Source organism: Lactiplantibacillus fabifermentans DSM 21115 (assembly GCF_000498955.2).
GTDB lineage: Bacteria > Bacillota > Bacilli > Lactobacillales > Lactobacillaceae > Lactiplantibacillus > Lactiplantibacillus fabifermentans.
Genome location: NZ_AYGX02000019.1, coordinates 31,482 through 52,465 on the forward strand (window position 1 = coordinate 31,482; position 20,984 = coordinate 52,465).

At 45.7% G+C, this 20,984-nt stretch carries 22 protein-coding genes and 1 tRNA gene; 13 read left to right on the top strand and 10 right to left on the bottom strand.

Translation table 11 applies throughout. The features are described from left to right. Positions 1–159: 159 nt before the first annotated feature. Positions 160–1,020, bottom strand: a complete 861-nt coding sequence (locus tag DY78_RS01405; protein WP_024625726.1) for an aldo/keto reductase — start codon at positions 1,018–1,020, stop codon at positions 160–162. A gap of 162 nt (positions 1,021–1,182) precedes the next feature. Between DY78_RS01405 and DY78_RS01410 the strand changes: the two genes are divergently transcribed. From DY78_RS01410 to DY78_RS01425, 4 genes are all read left to right on the top strand, one after another. Then, positions 1,183–1,920: a threonine/serine exporter family protein gene (locus DY78_RS01410; protein WP_029779108.1), complete on the top strand. Its 738-nt coding sequence runs from the start codon at positions 1,183–1,185 to the stop codon at positions 1,918–1,920. A gap of 12 nt (positions 1,921–1,932) precedes the next feature. Then, on the top strand, positions 1,933–2,400 hold the full coding sequence (locus DY78_RS01415) for a threonine/serine exporter family protein (protein ID WP_024625728.1): 468 nt from the start codon (positions 1,933–1,935) through the stop codon (positions 2,398–2,400). Between the two features lie 63 nt (positions 2,401–2,463). After that, positions 2,464–3,633: a chloride channel protein gene (locus tag DY78_RS01420; protein ID WP_024625729.1), complete on the top strand. Its 1,170-nt coding sequence runs from the start codon at positions 2,464–2,466 to the stop codon at positions 3,631–3,633. 493 nt (positions 3,634–4,126) lie between these two features. Then, positions 4,127–4,681 carry a VanZ family protein gene (locus DY78_RS01425; RefSeq protein WP_024625730.1) on the top strand — a complete coding sequence of 185 codons (555 nt, stop codon included), beginning with the start codon at positions 4,127–4,129 and terminating at the stop codon, positions 4,679–4,681. A 61-nt stretch (positions 4,682–4,742) separates the two neighbouring features. Here the strand turns inward: DY78_RS01425 and DY78_RS01430 are convergent, their stop codons facing one another. The 4 genes from DY78_RS01430 to DY78_RS01445 all read right to left on the bottom strand — a co-directional run bounded on the left by DY78_RS01430 (position 4,743) and on the right by DY78_RS01445 (position 7,183). Then, complete coding sequence (locus tag DY78_RS01430; RefSeq protein ID WP_024625731.1) at positions 4,743–5,573, bottom strand: undecaprenyl-diphosphate phosphatase; 831 nt, start codon at positions 5,571–5,573, stop codon at positions 4,743–4,745. A gap of 175 nt (positions 5,574–5,748) precedes the next feature. Next, positions 5,749–6,264, bottom strand: a complete 516-nt coding sequence (locus DY78_RS01435; RefSeq protein ID WP_024625732.1) for an O-acetyl-ADP-ribose deacetylase — start codon at positions 6,262–6,264, stop codon at positions 5,749–5,751. 4 nt (positions 6,265–6,268) lie between these two features. Then, positions 6,269–6,835: a TetR/AcrR family transcriptional regulator gene (locus DY78_RS01440; RefSeq protein WP_024625733.1), complete on the bottom strand. Its 567-nt coding sequence runs from the start codon at positions 6,833–6,835 to the stop codon at positions 6,269–6,271. Positions 6,836–6,850: 15 nt separating this feature from the next. After that, the gene (locus DY78_RS01445) at positions 6,851–7,183 is read right to left on the bottom strand and encodes a magnetosome magnetite crystal formation protein family (protein WP_024625734.1); all 333 of its coding nucleotides are present in this window, start codon (positions 7,181–7,183) and stop codon (positions 6,851–6,853) included. Positions 7,184–7,366: 183 nt separating this feature from the next. On the opposite strand from DY78_RS01445, the gene DY78_RS01450 reads away from it, so the two are divergent. After that, positions 7,367–8,335 carry a DUF1002 domain-containing protein gene (locus DY78_RS01450; protein WP_024625735.1) on the top strand — a complete coding sequence of 323 codons (969 nt, stop codon included), beginning with the start codon at positions 7,367–7,369 and terminating at the stop codon, positions 8,333–8,335. Positions 8,336–8,990: 655 nt separating this feature from the next. Here DY78_RS01450 and DY78_RS01455 read toward each other — a convergent pair. Together DY78_RS01455 and DY78_RS01460 are read right to left on the bottom strand one after the other, a co-directional pair. Beyond that, the gene (locus DY78_RS01455; RefSeq protein ID WP_024625736.1) at positions 8,991–9,491 is read right to left on the bottom strand and encodes a MarR family winged helix-turn-helix transcriptional regulator; all 501 of its coding nucleotides are present in this window, start codon (positions 9,489–9,491) and stop codon (positions 8,991–8,993) included. Positions 9,492–9,654: 163 nt separating this feature from the next. Then, positions 9,655–10,323 (bottom strand): TetR/AcrR family transcriptional regulator, encoded by a 669-nt coding sequence (locus DY78_RS01460; protein ID WP_024625737.1) that lies wholly within the window; start codon positions 10,321–10,323, stop codon positions 9,655–9,657. 381 nt (positions 10,324–10,704) lie between these two features. Here DY78_RS01460 and DY78_RS01465 point away from each other — a divergent pair, with 381 nt between their 5' ends. Together DY78_RS01465 and DY78_RS01470 are read left to right on the top strand one after the other, a co-directional pair. Next, entirely contained in the window at positions 10,705–12,357 is a 1,653-nt protein-coding gene (locus DY78_RS01465; RefSeq protein ID WP_024625738.1) for a phosphoenolpyruvate carboxykinase (ATP), read from the top strand. Between the two features lie 103 nt (positions 12,358–12,460). Next, positions 12,461–12,658 carry an LBP_cg2779 family protein gene (locus tag DY78_RS01470; RefSeq protein WP_024625739.1) on the top strand — a complete coding sequence of 66 codons (198 nt, stop codon included), beginning with the start codon at positions 12,461–12,463 and terminating at the stop codon, positions 12,656–12,658. A 672-nt stretch (positions 12,659–13,330) separates the two neighbouring features. Here DY78_RS01470 and DY78_RS01475 read toward each other — a convergent pair. Both DY78_RS01475 and DY78_RS01480 read right to left on the bottom strand, forming a co-directional pair. Continuing rightward, positions 13,331–14,440 (bottom strand): C40 family peptidase, encoded by a 1,110-nt coding sequence (locus tag DY78_RS01475; protein ID WP_024625740.1) that lies wholly within the window; start codon positions 14,438–14,440, stop codon positions 13,331–13,333. 243 nt (positions 14,441–14,683) lie between these two features. Further along, on the bottom strand, positions 14,684–15,373 hold the full coding sequence (locus DY78_RS01480) for a FadR/GntR family transcriptional regulator (protein WP_024625741.1): 690 nt from the start codon (positions 15,371–15,373) through the stop codon (positions 14,684–14,686). Positions 15,374–15,527: 154 nt separating this feature from the next. On the opposite strand from DY78_RS01480, the gene DY78_RS01485 reads away from it, so the two are divergent. Beyond that, complete coding sequence (locus DY78_RS01485; RefSeq protein WP_024625742.1) at positions 15,528–17,063, top strand: phytoene desaturase family protein; 1,536 nt, start codon at positions 15,528–15,530, stop codon at positions 17,061–17,063. Beyond that, positions 17,060–18,235, top strand: coding sequence for a 2Fe-2S iron-sulfur cluster-binding protein (locus tag DY78_RS01490; protein ID WP_024625743.1), 1,176 nt, complete (start codon positions 17,060–17,062; stop codon positions 18,233–18,235). The genes DY78_RS01485 and DY78_RS01490 overlap by 4 nt, the downstream gene beginning before the upstream one ends. Before the next feature lie 98 nt (positions 18,236–18,333). On the opposite strand, the gene DY78_RS01495 is transcribed toward DY78_RS01490, so the two are convergent. Further along, positions 18,334–18,657, bottom strand: coding sequence for a hypothetical protein (locus tag DY78_RS01495; RefSeq protein WP_024625744.1), 324 nt, complete (start codon positions 18,655–18,657; stop codon positions 18,334–18,336). Between the two features lie 117 nt (positions 18,658–18,774). On the opposite strand from DY78_RS01495, the gene DY78_RS01500 reads away from it, so the two are divergent. From DY78_RS01500 to DY78_RS01515, 4 genes are all read left to right on the top strand, one after another. Continuing rightward, positions 18,775–19,143: a hypothetical protein gene (locus tag DY78_RS01500; protein WP_024625745.1), complete on the top strand. Its 369-nt coding sequence runs from the start codon at positions 18,775–18,777 to the stop codon at positions 19,141–19,143. Positions 19,144–19,197: 54 nt separating this feature from the next. After that, a tRNA-Ala gene (locus DY78_RS01505) sits at positions 19,198–19,270 on the top strand. 167 nt (positions 19,271–19,437) lie between these two features. Next, a complete protein-coding gene (locus DY78_RS01510; RefSeq protein ID WP_024625746.1) occupies positions 19,438–20,166 on the top strand; it encodes a demethylmenaquinone methyltransferase in 729 nt (242 codons plus the stop codon). Further along, on the top strand, positions 20,159–20,860 hold the full coding sequence (locus tag DY78_RS01515; RefSeq protein WP_024625747.1) for an ElyC/SanA/YdcF family protein: 702 nt from the start codon (positions 20,159–20,161) through the stop codon (positions 20,858–20,860). Before DY78_RS01510 ends, DY78_RS01515 begins: the two co-directional genes overlap by 8 nt. Positions 20,861–20,984 lie beyond the last annotated feature (124 nt).

Here is a 20,984-nt window from a genome sequence, read left to right on the forward strand (position 1 = left end):
GCCGGTCCCAGGACGATGGAATTACGGTCAGCCAACTGCGGCAATAACCAACTTCAAAGTGAGGTTCGAGACCGCTTTTTGGCTCGAACCGGTCGCCACGGCGACTGGAATTACTGCTGGCCAAAAGCGGCAAACAACCGCAATACTAATGAAAAATCATTAGAAATCAACTTCATCAGGATCGTTAGCTAAGCCCGCAACGCCGTGGAAGCCGTCGATGGTTTGCATATCGTCTTCACTGAGTTCAAAGTCGAATAATTCGGTGTTTTGTTCGATCCGGTCAGCATGCACTGACTTTGGTAATGGCAAGAAACCATGTTGTAATGACCAGCGTAAGACGACTTGCGCCACACTCTTGTCATACTTGTCAGCGATACTCTTTAATTCAGGAATGGCAAAAATCTTACCCGTGCCAAGTGGGCTGTAAGCTTCTGACAAAATACCATGGGCTTGGTTGTAAGCCACGACTTCTGGTTCCATGTCACTGGGGTTCAAGAAGATTTGGTTAACTGCTGGCACAACTTTAGCGGTCTTTAATAAGACGTCTAAATGTTTCGGCCGGAAGTTAGAAACCCCAATCGCGCACGCTTTACGGTCAGCGTATAACTCTTCCATCGCGCGCCAAGTATCGGCCGTCAATTGTTCAAAGTTATCCCGCATCGCAACTGGATTAGGCCAGTGAATCAAGTATAAGTCGACATAGTCTAAACCTAATTTTTCTAAAGATGTCGCTAAAGCGGCTTTGGCTTGGTCATAACCATGGTCAGCGTTCCAAAGCTTAGTCGTCACGAACAAGTCTTCCCGGGCAACGCCACTATCTTTAATGGCTTGACCGACACTTTCTTCGTTACCGTATGCAGCGGCAGTATCAATATGGCGGTAACCCGCTTTTAAAGCGGCCAATACAGAATCATAAGCTACTTGGCCATCCGGCGTTTGCCAAGTTCCGAAACCAACGATTGGAATCTGAGTACCGTTGTTTAAGCTATACGTATCAGTTAATTTGGTTAATGCAGTCATCACAAAATCCCTCCAAAAATTATTTTACTCTGTAAGTTTACCTGTTAGAGTGGGGTCGAGGTCAAGCATTCTGTTCTAAAAAAAGTGACGATAATGATTTTTAGTGAGAAGATATTATTATTCTCATAGAATGGAGGAGTCGCCGTGGAAACGAGTAATTTAATGATGCAAACAACGTTACTAGCTGGTGCGATTTTATTAGAAAATGGCGCTGAAATTGCCCGGGTAGAAGATACCATGCATCGGATTGCCAACAACGCCGGTTATCCGGATGCCCAAGTCTTTGTGCTCCTAACCGGTATCACCGTTTCATTGCCGGAAAGTGGCGCCAGTCAAGTCCGTGCGATTCATCAACGCGGCATGGACTTAGAAAAAGTCGATCAAGTGAACACCTTATCGCGAGCATTTGCGACCAAAAGCATTGATTTACCGACCTTTGCTGACAAACTACACCAGGTTAACCACGCGGTCCCAACGTTTCCATTCAGTTGGCTGGTGGTCGCCGCGCTCGTCGTTAGTGTGACGTTGATGATTGCCTTTACCGGCCATGCCACGCCGGCCGACTTAATCACTTGTAGTCTCGCCGGTATGGGCGGCTTTGCTGTTTTTTATTGGGTCAATCGTTTCGCACAGATTCGTTTTTTGAGTGAATTTTTAGGGGCGTTATTAATTGGGTTATTAACGCTGATTGGGTTTTATTTAACCCACAATACCGCCTATCACGCCGACGCCATTATTATTGGCGCCGTCATGCCACTCGTTCCCGGCGTCGCCATTACTAACGCCGTCCGCGACACCATGACTGGTAACTTACTCAGCGGCCCGGCCCGCGCCATTGAAGCGATTCTGTCCGCCTGTGCCATCGGTTTAGGCATTGCCCTAACCTCATTTTTCTATTAGGAGGTGGCCAACATGGCTCATTGGTTACTCACAACTGGTATCATGCAAATCATCCTCGCCTACTTGGCCACGGCCGGCTTTGGTGTCTTACTAAATATTCCGCGGCGCGCCGTGAATTTAAGTGGCTGGGTGGGAGCGGCCGGCTGGTTTACTTATGAAGTGTTATATCAATTATTACCAAGCACCATCGACGTCAAACTCGCAATCGGTAACTTAGTCGCGGCCATCGTCATTGGCGTTTGTAGTGGGCTCGCCGCGCATTACAAACACATGCCGATGATTATTTTTAACATTCCGAGCTTAGTGCCCTTAGTGCCGGGCGGCCAGTCTTATCGGGTCGTCCGCAACTTAGTGACCGGCCATCCCGATATTGCCTATCAATACTTGACCCAAGTCGTCATCATTGCTGGCGTGATTGCGATTGGTTTTTTAATCGCTGAATTCATCAACCGCCTAGCTTGGCACTTCACCCACGCCTAGTTGTCGTCAATAGCTGAGTAAGTTATACTAGCCCCAAGTAAGCGCTATTACGGAGGGGTCGTTATGGTCAAACACAGTAAATTACTATTATTATGCTTACTGTTTAGTAGCGGCATTGGCCTGCTAATGAGCAGTTTTTTGATACTCACCACAAAATTTAGTCTGGCGTTTAGCCAACAGTTCACTTGGTGGCAACAATTACTGGCCCTCGGGCTGGGCACGCTTATTTTGATGAGCTGCCATCAGCTAGACGCCCAACTACCTTGGTCGCCAGCCACGATAATCACTAAGTGGCGACAAGGCCAACCGCTAACCCTCAAACACCTCGGTCTAAATTTACTGGTGGCGGGGTTAATCTTAAGTCTTGGCGCGGGCGTGGCGCCCGGTGCGACCGTCGTTAGTGCCACGATCACCTTAAGTATTTGGATGGCCGCCAAACTGCGCTATTTTTATTTTAATTATGCGACCTTGCAACAACTCCCTTGGCACCAGCGACGGTTACGGCTAGTTAATCCGCAACATTATTTATGGTCCTTTGCCAAGCGACCAACTACCACCTTCCCCCAACAGTGGGAACGCCGTGGTTTGATTGGCTTAGGCTGGTTGGCCGGCGTGAGCGGGTTTCTTTGGGCCCAACACCAAGCGGACTTGCCAAATTTACTAACAAGTTTTGGTCAAAGCTACTGGTCATGGCCGCAATTATGGCTGATTATCCCAATCATCATCGGTGGTTACGGTCTCCGTGAACTACGTCATCACTGGTCACTAAGACCGGTAACTGTCACCACCACCACATTAATCGGCGGCGCCCTACTGATTTTTAGCGTGGCCCGCTTCGCCCCGCACCTCTTATTTTCCGGCCAGTTCGGTTTGCCATATTTAGTGCAACATGGCGCGCAACTCACCACCACGACCCTCGTCAGCGCAGCATTGTTGAAATTACTATTTTTAGCTGCATGTCGCTATCTTGGCTGGGGTGGCGGAGATTTACTACCACTAGTTGTCAGTGGCGCCTGTCTCGGCTTAGCGCTCGCCCAATTATGTCCAAACTTAGACCCCTTACTACTAATTGCCATTATCAGCACCAGCTTAGCGGGCGCCCTGACCGCCAACCCCTTACTAGCAGGGGTTGGCGTCAGTTTATTTTGCCCCTTCAATTTATGGCCGGTCATTGGGTTAACGATTGCTGGCCTATTGGGTGTTAAACACGTGCTAAAAAGCAATGCTAACTAAAATAATGATTATTTTTCAATGTTGGCTATGGCTACAAAATATTGCCCATCATTTATAAATAGCCCTGAAAATAGGAATCAGCCTAAATCGTGCGACTAAAACAAGAATTTAACTCACACCATTATTAGTTAAAAATCAATTTAGCGGCCGGCTGACCGTAATGGAAGCCGCCATGTGAGTGGCGTTAACGGGATTGGTTTTTATCCCGTTTACACCACGGACGCCTTTTGAGACTTGCTTTTCAGGCTCAAAAGCGAGGTTCAAGACCGCTCCTCAGGCTTGAACCGGTCCCCATGGCGGCTGGAATTACGGTCGGCTGGCCGCGGCAATCAACAAACCCAAAGTGAATCCACTAAGACTCTAACCCGGCTAGTGCTAATCATTGCTTTTTAGTTAAGCTTCCAAAGAGTTGGTTAAAGTCCCGCCATTTTCAGCGCAATTGCCGCCACCTACGTTATGATAAGACCATTAATTAACGAAGGAGCTGAGGCCCATGCGTTGGGAACCGCTAATGTTCATTGCTATCATCACGACTCTAGGTGTCCTCGCCACCGTCATCGGTGTGCAAAACACCCGCCAACGGACGCGCCTGCTCATCGGCTGGTGCTATCTAAGTGGGTTGAGCATCATTCTGTTTACCCCATTATCTTTTGACGGGACGGCGCTGTACGTGATGCCCGCCGGTACCGGCCAAGTTAACTTGACACGGCTATACTTACACGGCAGCGGCTTTATTGAAAATATTATTTTAACGATTCCCCTCGGTTGGGGTATCAAACGCCTCTTTAAACGCCTACCACTGCTGGGGGTGGCCATCTTAGGCCTCGGAATCGGTGCGGGCATTGAAACCTTGCAATACTTCATGTCACAACACTGGTTGATCAACCGCAGTAGCGATATTAATGACGTTATCGCCAACGCGACTGGAATTTTAATTGGTGGGATTATCGCGGCCAGTTATCACTTACTGACCCGCCACAAAAAAAGCACTACCGAACGCCATTTAAGTCGCCGCGCGACTGTGGCTCCAGCTCAATCACAAAAATAATGTCTCGAGATAACGTAAAAAAGCTGCTACGAGCAAATTGCTCGCGGCAGCTTTTTCCGTTTTAGTGGTTGAATAACGTGAAGTACGCAATTACCACGGCCCCTAAGGCAATCCGGTACCAACCGAAAACCTTGAAGTCATTTTTCTTAATATAATCAAGTAAGAATCGAATCGATAAGTAGGCGACGACGAAAGATACAATCACCCCAACGGCTAAGACGGCCCCTTGCATCCCAGCTAAGGAATTGCCATGGTCGAAATATTTATAAAGCTTCAGGAGTGACGCGCCAAACATTGTCGGAATTGCCATGAAGAATGAGAATTCCGTGGCGACGTACCGCGAAGTCCCGATTAAGATCGCCCCTAAAATTGTGGCTCCGGAACGTGACGTCCCCGGAATTAACGATAATAGTTGGAAACAACCGATAAATAAGGCGGTCGTGTATGGCAAGGTTGCTAAGTTACTGAATTTTGGTGTTAATTGCTTGTTGTGATTTTCAATGACAATGAATAAAATCCCATAAATAATCAACGTTGCTGAAACGACGGCCCAATTCATCAAATGTGCATCCATCCAGTCATTCAACGGTAACCCGATAATAACTGACGGAATAACGGCTAAAATAACTTTACTCCATAAAACCCACGTATCGCGCTTTTCATTGCTACTCTTGCGTGGTGACAATGGGTTCAACTTATGGAAGTAAATAACTACGACCGCCATGATGGCCCCTAATTGGATGACCACGTTGAACATATCGGTAAACTGTGTCGATTGTGACATCTTAATAAATTCATCGACTAAGACTAAATGTCCCGTAGAACTAATTGGTAAGAATTCAGTAATCCCTTCAACAATCCCCAAGATTACCGCTTTGAAAATATCTAACAATGGCTTATTCCCTTTCTGGTTTAGAGTGGTACCGTTGCAATTTCGCATTGGTAGCCACGTTTCAACAGACATCCGCAGCCCCGCTGCCGCGTCCTTAACGAAACTAAATCATCTAATTATAGCAAGCAACCTATCAAGTTAATAGCATTTTTATGTCAAGATTGTGTAAAGCTAATCAGTTCAGCGCGGCTAACGCGGCATCAAAGGCTTTTTGTGTTTGGTCATCAAAACAAACAATCTGAATCTGACGCACCGTTTTAGCGGTCGTGACACTGGCTGTTTGCAGTGTTTGCAAAGCTAGCGGGGCCGCAATCGCTAACGGAAAATGATAGACCCCCGTGCTAATTGACGGAAAGGCCACCGTTTCACACCCCGCAGCGGCCGCAACATTCAAACTGTTGCGATAACTATTCGCTAATAACCGCGCTTCATCGTGGTCGCCACCTTGCCAAATCGGACCCGGCGTGTGCACCACGTATTTGGCGGGCAACTTAAACCCGGGTGTCAGCTTGGCTTCACCGGTCGCACAACCATGTAATGGCCGACACGCCGCTAACAATTCTGGACCAGCTGCCCGATGAATGGCACCATCCACACCCCCACCACCGAGTAACGTCGTATTGGCGGCATTAACAATGGCATCAACCGCTAATGTCGTAATATCCCCATGAATCACTTCAATACTCGCCATCACGCTAACTTCCTTTCACGATCAAAGCCACGCTCGTCTGCGCTTGTTGTTTTAACTGCGTCGCGCCATAATTTTGTTTTGCTAAAATTTGAATTCCCGTCCGCAACTGCATCAAGCTGGCGGCCGTATCTGCGACTAACCCAGGTAACGAGCTAGCCTGGGCACTTAACAAACCGACTAATCGAGTTTGTAAGTTCGTGTAAATCGCTTGGGTCTGGTCAGCGATTAAAACATCGTCCGCGCCAATCTCAGCCATCAAATTCACCATCAAACATCCTGATGGCCAGCGTTCACTCTTAAACGGCATCAACAAACAATCCGCCAATAATGCGGCTAACGGCGTCCCCAACGCTTGGTCACGCTGAATCAGTTGTGTTAACTCAGTGTCGAGCGTTGTTTGGTAGAGCTGTAGGCTTTGACGTAAGGCCGCCGCTTTACTGTGATATTGACGATAAAACTGTGACCGCGATAATTGCCCGGCCGCGGCTAAATCATCAACCGTCGTTTGCGCATAACCATGCGCCCAAAATTGTTTCATAAATGCTGTCACAACTTCATTTTTAGTTGGCATTACCTGTACCTCCGCTTAACCTTGAACTAAATATTTGATTCCTTGGATTAACGACCATAAGTAACTTCCAATCGCAATCAAGCCAGTGAGGGCCATAAAAATCATGGCAAAGCCCCCTGCCATGCCAGCATGACCGCCGTTACCTTGGAAAAAGTAGACCACGCCCACAATTGCTAAAAAGACTAACCCCGCTAATACTGGCAAGATATGCCATAAGAAGGCTTGGCCCGCAACTTTGTGCATTCCCGGTTGGTCGCGCGTCACCGCCCAAACAATGACCGGAAATAATACCGGTAAAAATAAGATACTTAAGTAACTTAAACTATTGACAATGCGTTCTTTAGTCATGCCAACACCCCATTTTCCTAGATTCTCACCCAAAGTATAGCGAATCGTCGACATCACAGCAAATGATAAATAATTTTTAAGAGTCTTAGGAGTTCGCCAAGTTTCCCCCCCCCGGCCCGCGCTCGTTAGTTATTCTGCTATAATCTAAAGTGCATTAGTTAAGATGCGGAGGGAAATTTTATGATGACGAAACGACATCGTTTCAACTTTAAATGGCCGATGCTGTTAGTTGCCTTGCTAGTTAGTTTTGGCAGCTGGTCAGTATTAGCCCATGCTGATGACACTTCTGATGAACCAATTGTCACCTTGGGGACGAGTTTAACGAGTGCTCAACGTGCCAAAACGATTAGTACATTAACATCGGCTTTAAATGGGGATAGCTATCAAACTATTACCGTAACTGGCTCGACGTTAGTGAAATATCTTAATCCATCAGGCGAAAGCTTTACGAGTAGTTCAGGTGTTTGGTCCAGTGCCATGATTCAAAAGACCAGTTCTGGCTCCGGCATCAATGTCAAAATTTTAGATTACGATGGGACGAATAATATTACGACCATTACGGCCAATCAATATAAGAACGCGGCCTTAACCGCTGGGATTACGAATGCCAACATTTACGTCACGTCTGCCACTTCCATTGACGGCTCCGGAGCGTTAGCTGGAATTTACGCCGCATATGCTAAAACTGGGAACAGCTTGAATACGAAACAAGTCAATGCCGCTCAAAACGAATTGAGTACTTTGAGTGGGATTACGAGTGCCAACAAGAACAAGAGTGGCTATAGTGATGCCCAACTGAACAACGCCGTTGCCGGGGCTAAATCCGAAATGGCGAAAAAAGGGAGTAGCGTCACCAATAATCAAATCACGACCATTGTGAACCAACAAATCAAGAACAATAACTTAACTAATGTGATCACTAATAATCAGAAAACTGAAATCATTAATTTATTAATCAAGGTTCGTGACTCGGGGGCACTTGACTCCTCAAGTTTCAAGACACAAGCAAGTTCATTGATGAAAAACATTCAATCGAACGCTAAAGGAATCTTTAGCAAGTTGAATACGAAGGAAAACCAAAACTTACTGCAACAAGTTTGGACGGCCATCGTCAACTTCTTCAGTTCAATCGTGAAATCTATTTTTGGTTAACTTCAAAGACTAAAATTAAACAGCATTAGCTGTATTCCAACCATATAAAAGGCGCCAGATGAGAAAAAAAGCTCATCTGACGTCTTTTTTACATGATAAATCCGAACATTCGACTAATCAGTCAATAATCATGTGATAATCGACTGTTTTTGGTTAGCCTAATCTTTTGTGCCGTAAAAAGCCCTATGTACAAATGATAGCGCTACCGGGAAAAGTTGGTCTACTTTTTCACAAGTGGCACTAGAATACATGGCGATAAAACTACCACGATTGCCATTAATTTCGTCTGAAATGCGTTGCTTACAAACCTGTATCGTCCGCCCCCATCGATACTTCTATTTCAATGTTGGTTATCAATGCAGCGAATCAAATACACTTCACAACATCCAACGAAAATAGCCACCAGCTGATTGTAATGGAAGCCGCCATGCAGGTGGCGTTAACGGGATTGGTTTGTATCCCGTTTATACCACGGACGTCTTTTAAGACTTGGTCTGTAGGCTTAAAAGCGAGGTTCAAGACCGCTTCTCAGGCTTGGACCGGTCCCCATGGCGGCTGGAATTACGATCAGCTGGTGGCGGCCATAACCACGTATAAAAAAACCGGTCACCCTAATAGGATGACCGGTTTTTTTAGTTTACTTACAATACCTAGCTTAAGCTTCGGCACGGTGGTCAGCAACAAACGTAGTCTTATCAGCTTGTTTGCCGGCATTTTCATTGACAAATTTGTCCATGAATTCTTCAACTAAGTCTAATGTTTGATATTGTTTAGCTAAGTTGAATTGTTGACGCCATTCGCGATTGCGTTGTAATAATTCGGTAAATACCACGTGTTCAACACGGGCACCTTCTGGCGTTAATTTCAAGACCTTGTTACGACGGTCATGATCTTCAGCCTCTTGATATAAGTAGTCTTTCCGTAATAAACGGCCGATTAAGCGTGAAATAGCTGAACGCGTAACGCCATGAGTTTCCGCAATATCCATCAAACGAATCTTGCCCTTTGCTTCGGCAATATCATATAAGATGTAAAATTCGTCTAACGTAATCCCGTGCTCCGTAGCTGGTTCCGCGAACATGTCTGATAAGTTCTTAAACCCATGTAAGTACATGTGGCTGAAACGATTGAAAAATTCCATATCGTCATTATTCATATTTAAAATCTCCCTTTCAATTTAAAGTCGAATTAGAATCACAATAGTCCTCATAATTCGCTCCAAAGCCTTTTTTAATTAGTAAGCGTCTTTTATCATTTCCCCGCTTTAAAGTGTACTAGTATATTTTACGAAAAACAAGTTATTTAGGTTACTTTTTATATTAAATTTTCATTTCAGAATCGAAGTCAATAGTGGCATGTTTGTATAAATAATTCACGAATTGTTCGTAATATCGATCTGTACAGTACTTGGCCGTACTCAAATAGATTCGGTTGATCTTTTGCTGATCCTCGCCTAGCAACATATAGAAGCCTTGACCGATGTGTTCGGCAATCGTTTCAACACTAGCTTTTAACACTTTACGCTTAAAAAACACTGACATACCGCCAGATAACGCGAAGTTAACGGCATAGCGAATCGCTGAAGTTTCGCCATCAACACCAATCGCTTCCAGCCAATCGAGCGTCACCAACATAATTTCGGTCGTCAATTCTTGGCTCTCGAAGACGTCACGGATAAAATGTTCGATTTTAGGATTCTCATCTAACAGTCGCAGCAAGAAACTCATCTGAATCATGGTCCGTTGTTCCGCTGATAACGAAGTCAGTTGTTCATTACTATATAAGAACGCACTTAACATTAACTCGTTTAACATCGTACTTAAGAGGACGATTTTCTTTGGAAAATAGTGTTGTAGCAACGATTTGCTAATATCACAAGCATCCGCGATGTCTTTCATCTGTACCGCGTCATAGCCTTGTTCCGCAAATAGCCGAAAAGCGGTATTCACAATTTCCATCCGCCGCTGGGTATTTCGTTTTCGTGGCATTTCAGCACGCTCCCATCCAAGTTTCGAAACGTCCCTTTCGTTGTCGTCACTTGCCTCATTATTTTATCGTATCCGTTACTTTTGTACTAGCAAATTCACACGCTCATTAAATAAACTATACTAATATAGCTTTCGGCGCAAGTTAAAGGTTAGCTAAGAAAAAAAGTTGCCAAATTGCACGACGATTGCGTCACAACTTTGTTCAATTATTATCAATCCAAACACTAGCTGAACCACCACCGCCATATCGTTATAATTATAACCGAATATTGTCGATTCATTAGTGCGGAGTAATGGCTATCACTATCACAAATTAAGCGCTTTCATTTATAAAAATTGTGTTAAAATAAAACTAACAAATGTGACAGGGAGGCATTTACCATGAGTACTAAAAATTCTTATCAATTAGCCGATATCGGCCGCAGTAATCCAATCTTTTCACAAATTCGTTCGACCATTGAAACTGCTTTTTATGGTAACAATATGACCCACGTTCCAAACGTCGCCACCGCCTATGAGTTAGCTGTCCAAGATCCGGGAACTGTCAAGACTGACATGCCGATCTATCGTCCAACTGATTTGGGACTCCCTGCCGACGCCAAAATGTTAGTCGATAATACCGGGAAAGTCGTTGGTCGAACCGCTCAAGCGCGGCGTATTCTTGGCACTCCGGGTGTTGATGAAGCCGATATGGCTGGTCGGTTACGCCAAGCTTTGTACGTTGGTCGCGAGACGCACTTCATTAAGACCGACGTAACTGTGGGCTTAGATGAAGATTTTATCGTCCGCGCCCACTTAGCAATTCCGGATAAATTCGCTAATAATTTACTATCCTACATGTTGAACTTCCAACCAATTACTGAAGCCTATCAAAAGATGTTTGACAACTCGGTCGCCTATCCTGAAGGTGACATTTATATTTATGCTGACCCAACTTATCATGACCCCGATTATCCGGATGGCTTGGCCTTATTTGATCCTGACCACAACGCGGCGGCTATTCTAGGGATGCCATACTTCGGCGAACTCAAGAAGTCGACGTTAACGTTAGCTTGGTCCATCGCCCATCGTCACGGCTATGTGGCCTGCCACGGGGGGTTAAAGGCGTTCCATTTCAAAGACAAACAAGACCAAGTCTTCGCGATGTTTGGTCTCTCAGGTTCCGGTAAATCAACCTTGACGCATGCTAAACACGGTTACAAATATGACATTACCGTTTTGCACGATGACGCCTTTGTCATCAATCGGGAAAACGGGAGCTCCGTAGCTTTGGAACCGTCCTACTTTGATAAAACTAACGACTACCCAATGACCTCCGATGAAACGAAGTACTTCATGACTATTCAAAACATCGGGGTAACGTTAGACGACCAAGGCCGTAAAGTGCTCGTCACTGAAGACTTACGTAACGGGAATGGCCGGACCATCAAGTCACGCTATGCATCTACTAACCGGGTCGACAAAGAAAATGCGCCCATCAATGCCATCTTCTGGATTATGAAAGACGACAGTTTGCCACCAGTTATCAAAGTTGACGACGCCACCTTAGCGGCTACTTTCGGCGTGACTTTGGCCACTAAACGGAGCTCCGCAGAAAATATCGTCGGCAATGTCGACCGCAATGCCTTAGTCATCGAACCATTTGCTAATCCATTTAGAGTTTATCCATTATCGCAAGACTATCATGACTTCAAAGCGTTATTTGAAGAACGTCATTTAGACTGCTACTTGTTGAATACCGGCTACTTTGGCGACAAGAAGGTCCCAAAGGAAATCACGTTAGGCGCCTTAGAAGCGATTGTCAATAACACGACTGAATGGGAATCCTTTGCCGGCTTAGACCACATGCAAAACTTGAAGCTCGACGATTTCCCAGTTGATTATAACAATCCCGAATACCGTAAATTAGTCGCTTCACGGTTGGATATCCGGGCTAACTTCGTCGATCACTATCAACATACCCACGACGATCGGTTACCACATGAAATTTCCGATATTTTAGTCAAATTACAAAAACAATTGACCGATAACTAAGTCCGCGTTCATTCGGTCCCCGTTTTTTAAGAATTAAGGTTATAATAAAAGTATCAGTTACAGCACTGAACTTTTACGAATACTTATAATCGGGGTGAGGAGCATGGAACTACCATTAAGTCAATTGTCAGAAAAGATCATCACATTCGAACGTCAGCACCATCTCACGGACGGTGATCTCGCCTTTGGCAGTCAATTATCAGTGGAACGGATTCACAACATTAAATCCGGCGAAGCCACACCAACACAAGAAGAAGTCCAACTGCTAAAGAAGTTCATGAACAGCAAGGCTAAAGCTTAGCCTTTTAAATATTTAACCGCCGCAATTTTCGTTGTGGCGGTTTTTTGTTGTGAATTGTAGTCTTGAAATATTGTCCTCCAGCAAGTTAAAGGATTATCGTGCTGGACCGGCTGACGCCAAAGAGCGGTCGTCAGCATCGCTTTTGAGCTCAGCCACCCACTAACAGCATTCATTTTTAGTTAGCACGACCTAATTAGCCCTTGTTAGCCGATTTAAGCCATTATAAAAATAATAATATAATTGACCGGTTTATCAGTTACTATTGGCACTCGTCTAATTTTGGCCGTGTAGATGAACGTTAGCAAAGTCTACGTCATCAACCACCAAATACTGTATTATCCTGATATTAAATATTCATATAATAGCTAGCCGCACGCCGTACAAACCAGTCCACCAGCGGTTAACAATCGCGCCACCACATGAGCCGCTAGCCAGTGACAACCCCACCGTGTCGCACCCCTTAGTCAGCGTTTTGGGCTGGCTTAGGGGTGGCGCCGGGGTGGCAGCCGGTGTTTGTGCGGCTGCCAACCGCCCTGAAGACCGCTTTTTGGCTTCAGGTCCGCGCCACGGTGGGCGTTGTCACTGGCTAGTGGCGACTCCTAATCAACCGCAAAAAAAAACACGCCCTCAAAAGAAGACGTGTTTCGATCGTACGATAATGTATTTTGTTTATTAGAACATGTGGATAGCAAAGCTTGGTGTATAGTAAGCCGTGCTCTTGATTGAAACAGTTTCACCGTTAGTTGGTGAGGCGATGTATTGACCATTGCCTAAGTAAATCCCAACGTGGTAAGGTGCTGAATCAGAACCCCAGAAGATTAAGTCGCCGGCTTGGGCTGAACTGAATGACACGTGTGAGCCAACAGTTGCTTGAGCGTAAGTCGTCCGACCGATACTGATACCAACCTTAGCAAAGGCAGCTTGCGTGAATGCAGAGCAGTCCATTTGTTCATAAGGAGTACCCAAGTAAGTCTTAGCAGCAGCAATCAAAGCGCTGGCAGTTGCACTAGTGCTAGTTGAAGTCGTGGTGCTTGAGCTAGTCGTTGATGAGCTAGTTGAAGCAGCACTCGTGGTGCTAGCCGTGTAAGCAGTAGCCGTAGCTGTCGTTTGTGAACTTGAGCTATTCGTGCTTTGTGAAGCTGTTGAAGTTGCGCTTTGTGAGCTAGTTGAAGTAGCCGCACTTTGCGTAGTTGAGCTTGATGAAACAGCTTGTGAACTTGAGCTAACTGCTTGTGAGCTAGTTGAAGTTGCTGAGCTAGCAGCAGCACTTGATACTGAGCTTGCTGAAGTTGTTGAGGCGCTTGAAGCAACACTGCTGCTTGCACTAGCAGTTGAAGTGCTGCTTTGAGCAGCGGTACTAGTTACAGCACTGCTTGAAGTTGCTTGGCTCGTGCTACTTGCACTAGTAACAGATGAGCTGGTAGCAGCGGCACTAGTCGTTGAGGCGCTAGTTGCTTGACTCGTTGCAGCGGCGCTAGTTGACTTAGCACTGCTTGCACTAGCAGTAGTCGTCTTCTTAGCAGCCGTTGAAGTTGAGGTAGCGGCACCAGTCTTGACACCAGGGATGTCAATTTTTTGACCGGCGATAATTAAGTTAGCATCGCTAAGCTTGTTAGCTTTAACGATGTCACTGATTGAAACGTTATACTTTTGGGCATATTCCCAAACAGTATCCCCAGATTTGATAGTCATTGTATCGGCGTTAGCAACTGCTTGGCTCGTTACCATTAATCCTGCCAAAGCAGCGGTCCCTAACATAACTGATTTAATATTTACTTTCATTTTAATGATGATCACTCCATAAAGAATGTCACGCATATGTACTTCAAGCCAATACCTATACTACTCAATTTGTGTTACATGCAAATACCAAGCAAATAACAATATGTTACGAAAGTTACAACTCCTTAACATCAATTCGCATTCGTAACATTTCCGAAGTGAAACCTTATCAGGGCGGGATTTTTAAATTACAAAAAAACGAGTAATTCCCCGTTTTTTTGTAATTTAAAGTAAAAAACTTTTTTAAGCAGCTAATAGACTGCTTAAGCAAAAATCAATCAACGTATTATTACGCTGCCGGGCTAACGTCGGATTTTCCGCTTGTAAAGCCGCCAGAACCGTTGCTAGACCACGTTCCAGCGCTGGACCATCTCCACTTTGAATCAACCAACGACCAAGGGTTAAATAAATTGACTTAAAATGCAAAATCAACAATGGATAAACTGAGTTGCCCGAAGCCACCGCAATTTGATGATAAAACCAGAAAGATTGTTCCGCTTTTTCGGTAACGCTGTCCGCCATTTGTAACTTAGCAAAGGCCCGTTTGACGGCAATTAATTTTTCAGAATCGTTACATTGCGCAATCATATCATTTTCAAACAAGCGGCGAACATCAAAAATTGAGTGCAGTAACGATGGTCGATACGTGCCGCCATTAAAATTGATAATCTCATTCAAAGTTTCCAAATTACCATTTTCATTATAGTTTGCGACAAAATTGCCCTGACGCGGTTTGATCAAAATAAATCCCCGCCGCGACAAACATTGCAACCCCCGATTAACACTGGCCCGACTAATTTGTAGTTGGTCAGCCAATTCCCGTTCACTCGGCAACTGCTCCCCGATCGTTAGTTCACCCGTTAAAATTGCTCGCTCGAACTGCTCGACCATTTGCTCCGTCTCATTTTTAATCTTTATGGGTCGAAATTCCATATTGACCTCCTCTGGTTCTGGTTGAACCACGTACCACCGACCACTTATTGACTAAGTTTCAGTATACGCCTTGTGAAATCGCTTACAATAACTAATTAACTCATAATAATTAACTTGTTGTTAGTTCAAGGTTCGACTAAAAGGAGGTTTTTTCATGTCACAACAATATGATGTCATTGTCATCGGTGGCGGTAACGGCGGTCTCGTTGCCGCAGCGACCGCGGCCAAGCTAGGTCAAAAGACATTGCTGCTAGAACGCCACAACTTGCCGGGGGGTGCCGCGACGAGTTTCGTCCGCGGCCGTTTTGAATTTGAACCCGCGCTACATGAGTTGGCCAATTACGGTTCCGCAAAACATCCCGGCGGTGTGCGCCAATTATTCGATTGGCTAGGTCTGGACGTTAAGCTACAAGCGATTCCCGACGCCTACCGGATTATCAATACCGGCGATAATGGCTTTGACTTACGCATGCCCACTGGTGTTCCAGAATTCATGAAGACGCTTATTACAGCGGTCCCAGGCAGTGGTCCAGCGGTTAAAAAGTTTTTCGGTTTAGCCGTGGAAAGTGCTGAAGTCTTTCATTTACTCGCTAGTGACCCTACCAAAGTCACCGCGGAGAGCTTAGCGACAGCACATCCCGACTTTGTTAAATATGCGCATCGGCCCTACCAAACGGTCTTACAAGAATTGGGATTACCGGCCAAAGCGCAAGAAATCCTAATGGCTTATTGGTGCTACATCGGAATTCCTGGTGATGAGTTTGAATTTAGTTACTTTGCTTCAATGGTCGTTTCATACGTTGCAATGTCAGCATATTTACCTAAGCATCGCTCCCATGAAATCTCGAGTGCCCTCGTCCAATCATTACTCGACCATGGTGGTGAAGCGTGGTTCAATACTGAAGCCGAACAACTAATCGTCCAAGACGGCGCGGTCGTGGGCGTTAAGACCGCTCATCAGACCCTTTACGCCAAACAAGTCATCGCCGACTTAAATCCCCATACCGTTTATAGCCGCTTACTTGACCCTGACGAAGTTCCCGTGATGGCGCTCAAAACAGCCAACGCCCGGAAAATCGGTACCAGTGGTTTCCTCGTTTATTTAGGTTTGAATCAATCACCTGATGAACTGGGGATTAAAGATTACAGCACATTCATCGACCATACATGGAATTCCCGGAAACAATATCAAGATATGCAGAAATTACAAGGTAATGACTTCATGATCATGAATTGCTTAAACATCGCGGAACCAGACTGCTCACCAGCCGGAACAACTATTCTATACGCGACGCAATTATTCGATGATCCAAGTTGGCAAAACGTCGCACCCGCCGACTATTTCCGGCTCAAAGATCAATTGACTGAACATGTTATCCAATCTTATGAAGCCGCCACCGGGCTAAAAATTCGCTCAGCTATTGAAGAAATTGCCGTGGCGACTCCAGCGACTTTTGCCCGATACTTACGCGGACCACAAGGTGAGATTTACGGCTACTACGGCCAACCTTGGGACCAAATGCTGGCTCGGGCCTTAACCTTGCAACAAGAAGATGAACCTTTGCCAAACTTACACTTTTGCGGCGGTTCCGGTTACTTAATGGATGGCTATAGCTCGGCTTATCAATCCGGTTGCATGGCCGCCAAACTAGCCGCTAACAAAAATCAACAGGAGGTGGCAGCACAATGACCAATCCATTAACTGAACTACTCGCTGAACGCCAGGCTCACATTGAAGCTGGCGCCACAACTCCGTTACCAACGCATTACGCGGTCAATGATTTAGCCGCGGCCTTGCATCCCGAAACGCAGTATTTGCGGATTACTAAAGTTGTCAACCACGGCACGACCGCCAAAAGTTTTTATTTAGCGCCCAATTCTGCCCAAGGGACTCAGCATTTAGCTTACTTTCAAGCCGGACAATATTTATCGATTCAACTGATGATTGGTCATAGCCACGTTACCCGGGCTTACGCGCTTCGTTCAGCACCACAAGCTGCCTTACACGACGAATACATTTTAACCATCAAACTCGTGCCGAACGGCTTTGTCACGCCATATATTTTTGCGCACTGGCAAGTCGGCACACTCGTAACAGCCTCGGCACCCATGGGCCAACTGACGTACAACCGATTTCGTGACCAGCACCACGTTTTGGGTATCGCCGGTGGCAGTGGGATTACCCCGTTTTACGCCTTAGCTAGCGCCGTGGCTGACGGTACTGAAAATTTTGATCTGACGATTTTATACGGCAGTCGTAAGCACGACGCCATCTTACTCGGGGACGACTTAGCAGCGATTGCGGCTAACAGTGACCACGTCAAACTCGTCAATGTTTTGAGTGATGAAACGTATCCGGGCTACGAACACGGCTTTATCAACTTAGCCATCATGCAAAAATACGCTGATTTGGCGCATACCTCCATCTTTGTCTGTGGACCAGGCGCATTAAGTAAGTTCATTGCTAGTGAAGTCGCACCGCTACACTTGCCAGCTGGCCGGTTGCGGCAAGAATTAAGTGGCCAGTTGCCAGCCCCAACGCCCACTAAAACGACACCAGCAACCGTTCAAGTTACCGTCAAGATTCAAGATACGACCCAAGTAGTGACTGCTAATACTAAAGAGCCCTTGATTGTTGCACTGGAACGTGCCGGGATTATCGTACCGGCTGCTTGTCGCAGTGGCGAATGTGGCTGGTGTCGTGCTCGCGTGATTAGCGGTGACGTCAATGTGCCTAAAATCGCCGATCATCGCCGCGCTGCGGACCGTGAATTCGGCTATGTTCATTTATGTGCCACTTTTGCCAAAAGTGATTTGACCATTGAAGTACCCGTACACGATTTGGCCAATCAATTCGGTTAATATAATTTAAAATAAAATGCGTTTTCAATCTTAAAAGCGGTCGCCAGTGATGACAAACTGACGGCCGCTTTGCTGCTGGCGCTTATTTTGTTCATTGTTTAATGCCGCCGATGCGTCCGGGGTAACCCCAACAACCAGCGAATATCATTACCAGTGAAGTTAATTTTTAAAAATTCAGTCTGCGTCGCTTGCGCGTACATCTGGTCTAAGACCGTTGATCCCAATTCCACGACCCGCTGGGCAATCGTCTCATCAAATAAGTACATCTTGGTTGCCGCCACGATTTCATCAATCGTAAAGATTTGGGCGGCGTGCGCATAAATGTCGGCCTTGCTCAAAGCTAATTGCCGTTCTTTAAAGTGCGCATAAGCTTGTTCTATTTCTTGTTCCGCTGTCGTTTGTAACGCCGTGGTTTCAGTCATAACGGCACCTCCTCTTAAAATACTTATATTCTAACGAGTTCGTCACGGTTTGGCTACTTGTTACGACTGCATTTTATCAAATTTTGGTATACTAGATAAGATTGAGGAGGAAAGTAAATGAATGAACAGGATCGTTATTACCAACCAACCGATTTAAAAGACGCCATGCAGACCGTCCAAAAGCTATTTAATTCATATACGGATGCCCCATTAACCCCAGAACTAATGGCTTACCATCAAAAAATGGTCCAACAATTACAAACTAATTTATTACCGTTAGCGAAACAAGCCAATGATAAATTGCGGGTCGACCAAATCAACATGATGATCACCGTCATGCAAGATTGGCTCAAACTGCGCTTAAACGGCCAAGCGTTCAATGGTAAAATGCAACATTTTAAGTTCGTCAGCAGTAACCAACCCCAATTCAAACGTCGCGTCCACAAAATCCGTGGCGGCCAAAATCATCGGGCTAGTCGCCATTAGTTTTCGTGAAACGCTTGCACGGAAATTTTATTGCGGTATACTAAAATAGTACTTGGGCCCTTAGCTCAGTTGGGAGAGCGCCTGCTTCGCATGCAGGAGGTCGTCGGTTCAAATCCGGTAGGGTCCACTTGAGTAGCTGTCAATCGTTGATTGGCAGTTTTTTTGTGTTTATAAAACCTTAGATTTATATTAATCATGCCGATAAATTTCGCAAATCATCACTTAGATAACCTGCTATTTACGGCGTATCTGCTATAGTAGACTTAAAGCATCAACTTCCAGGAGGCAGCGCACATGGCAAATCGCTATTTACATAACGTACAAGGTTTATTTGATACGATTGCACCGAATTATGACCGCATGAACAATATTATTAGTTTAGGCACGCATCGGCATTGGCGCGCGCAGACAATGACTAAGATTCACTTGCAGCCAGACGCTCACGCCCTCGACTTATGCTGCGGCACCGGCGATTGGACGATTGCCGTGGCGCAAATTTTATCGGACCGCGGTGAAGTGATTGGTTTTGACTTCTCGGCCCCGATGTTAAAAATTGCGCAACAAAAAGTGGACCAAGCCCAGCTCCACGACCGTGTCTGGTTGCGGCGCGGTAACGCGATGCACTTACCATTCAAAGATAATACCTTTGATCTAGTTACGATTGGGTTTGGCTTACGAAATTTACCGGATAAGCCCCGAGCACTCGCGGAAATATTTCGCGTCTTAAAACCAGGCGCTCAGCTCGTTTGTTTAGAAACATCCCAACCGGACCAACCGCTGATTAAACCAGTTTGGCAATGGTATTTCACCAAAGTTGTGCCCTTTTTTGGCCGCTTATTTGCTCATCAATACCAAGAATATTCCTATTTACAAGAAACAACGCGGCATTTTGCCAGCTATCAACAACTCGTTACCTTATTCGAACAAGCCGGCTTTGACCAAGTTCATTACCAACGGTTCAACTTTGGCGCGGCGGCCGCCCACTTCGGTACCAAGCCAACGACGGTAATCGCCCATGACTGACTTAACCGCCCTAAATCAATGTCTCGACTGGCTAACGCAGCCAGCACCGACGCTCACAAACATCGACAGCCTCGTTTTATGTGGCAATAGTTTGCCCCAAACCGCTGAACAAGCCGCCCGACTGGCCAACCAATACCATTTACCGGCCATCATCATCGCTGGTGGCATCGGCCACGCGACCAAATATTTACGACAAAATCTTGGACTACCCGCTAATAATGAAGATGAAGCTACAATTATGAGTCGCCTTGTCCGAGCAGCAGGTTACCAAGGTAAGCTCTTGCTGGATTCAACATCAACTAATACTGGTGCCAACGCTCGTAACGCGTTAGCTTTGGCCCCGAAAGACTGGCAACACGTTATGATCGTGCAAGATCCATTATTGGCTCGTCGCAGTCAACTGACGTTCGAGCAAGTCTGGCCAACTACCGTTACTTTTAGCCGTTATTTACCACCAGTCTTGCAGCTTAAGCAATTACAACCACTAACTTTTACAACGGCTACGCGCTATGACCAAGCTTGGCCCAGCGCGTATTTCACGGAACTAATGCTCGGTGAATTGCAACGTCTGCATGACACACCTCAAGGGTACGGTCCAAACGGCACTGGCTATATTGCCCATGTTGACATTCCAGTTGTGGTCTTAGATGCGGTACAAACTTTGACACAACAACATTTGAATCGTGAACGCTAAAACAAGCGTGTGCCAAAAGAATCGCAAAAGACTAAATGGGCGTCTGATGAAAGTTGAAATTTCATCAGACACCCATTTTGAGTTATGTCGCAGTATGTTTAACTATATCCACTATTCCAAATCT

Bases quoted from the DNA above. Each gene is read 5' to 3' on its own strand.
- DY78_RS01465 (WP_024625738.1), top strand. From the start codon at position 10,705: ATGAGTACTAAAAATTCTTATCAATTAGCCGATATCGGCCGCAGTAAT.
- DY78_RS01435 (WP_024625732.1), bottom strand. From the start codon at position 6,264: ATGGCGAGTATTGAAGTGATTCATGGGGATATTACGACATTAGCGGTT.
- DY78_RS01480 (WP_024625741.1), bottom strand. From the start codon at position 15,373: ATGGAATTTCGACCCATAAAGATTAAAAATGAGACGGAGCAAATGGTC.
- DY78_RS01420 (WP_024625729.1), top strand. From the start codon at position 2,464: ATGGTCAAACACAGTAAATTACTATTATTATGCTTACTGTTTAGTAGC.
- DY78_RS01495 (WP_024625744.1), bottom strand. From the start codon at position 18,657: ATGACTGAAACCACGGCGTTACAAACGACAGCGGAACAAGAAATAGAA.
- DY78_RS01515 (WP_024625747.1), top strand. From the start codon at position 20,159: ATGACTGACTTAACCGCCCTAAATCAATGTCTCGACTGGCTAACGCAG.
- DY78_RS01425 (WP_024625730.1), top strand. From the start codon at position 4,127: ATGCGTTGGGAACCGCTAATGTTCATTGCTATCATCACGACTCTAGGT.
- DY78_RS01470 (WP_024625739.1), top strand. From the start codon at position 12,461: ATGGAACTACCATTAAGTCAATTGTCAGAAAAGATCATCACATTCGAA.
- DY78_RS01490 (WP_024625743.1), top strand. From the start codon at position 17,060: ATGACCAATCCATTAACTGAACTACTCGCTGAACGCCAGGCTCACATT.
- DY78_RS01510 (WP_024625746.1), top strand. From the start codon at position 19,438: ATGGCAAATCGCTATTTACATAACGTACAAGGTTTATTTGATACGATT.
- DY78_RS01475 (WP_024625740.1), bottom strand. From the start codon at position 14,440: ATGAAAGTAAATATTAAATCAGTTATGTTAGGGACCGCTGCTTTGGCA.
- DY78_RS01440 (WP_024625733.1), bottom strand. From the start codon at position 6,835: ATGCCAACTAAAAATGAAGTTGTGACAGCATTTATGAAACAATTTTGG.
- DY78_RS01410 (WP_029779108.1), top strand. From the start codon at position 1,183: ATGATGCAAACAACGTTACTAGCTGGTGCGATTTTATTAGAAAATGGC.
- DY78_RS01445 (WP_024625734.1), bottom strand. From the start codon at position 7,183: ATGACTAAAGAACGCATTGTCAATAGTTTAAGTTACTTAAGTATCTTA.
- DY78_RS01485 (WP_024625742.1), top strand. From the start codon at position 15,528: ATGTCACAACAATATGATGTCATTGTCATCGGTGGCGGTAACGGCGGT.
- DY78_RS01450 (WP_024625735.1), top strand. From the start codon at position 7,367: ATGACGAAACGACATCGTTTCAACTTTAAATGGCCGATGCTGTTAGTT.
- DY78_RS01405 (WP_024625726.1), bottom strand. From the start codon at position 1,020: ATGACTGCATTAACCAAATTAACTGATACGTATAGCTTAAACAACGGT.
- DY78_RS01500 (WP_024625745.1), top strand. From the start codon at position 18,775: ATGAATGAACAGGATCGTTATTACCAACCAACCGATTTAAAAGACGCC.
- DY78_RS01455 (WP_024625736.1), bottom strand. From the start codon at position 9,491: ATGAATAATGACGATATGGAATTTTTCAATCGTTTCAGCCACATGTAC.
- DY78_RS01415 (WP_024625728.1), top strand. From the start codon at position 1,933: ATGGCTCATTGGTTACTCACAACTGGTATCATGCAAATCATCCTCGCC.
- DY78_RS01460 (WP_024625737.1), bottom strand. From the start codon at position 10,323: ATGCCACGAAAACGAAATACCCAGCGGCGGATGGAAATTGTGAATACC.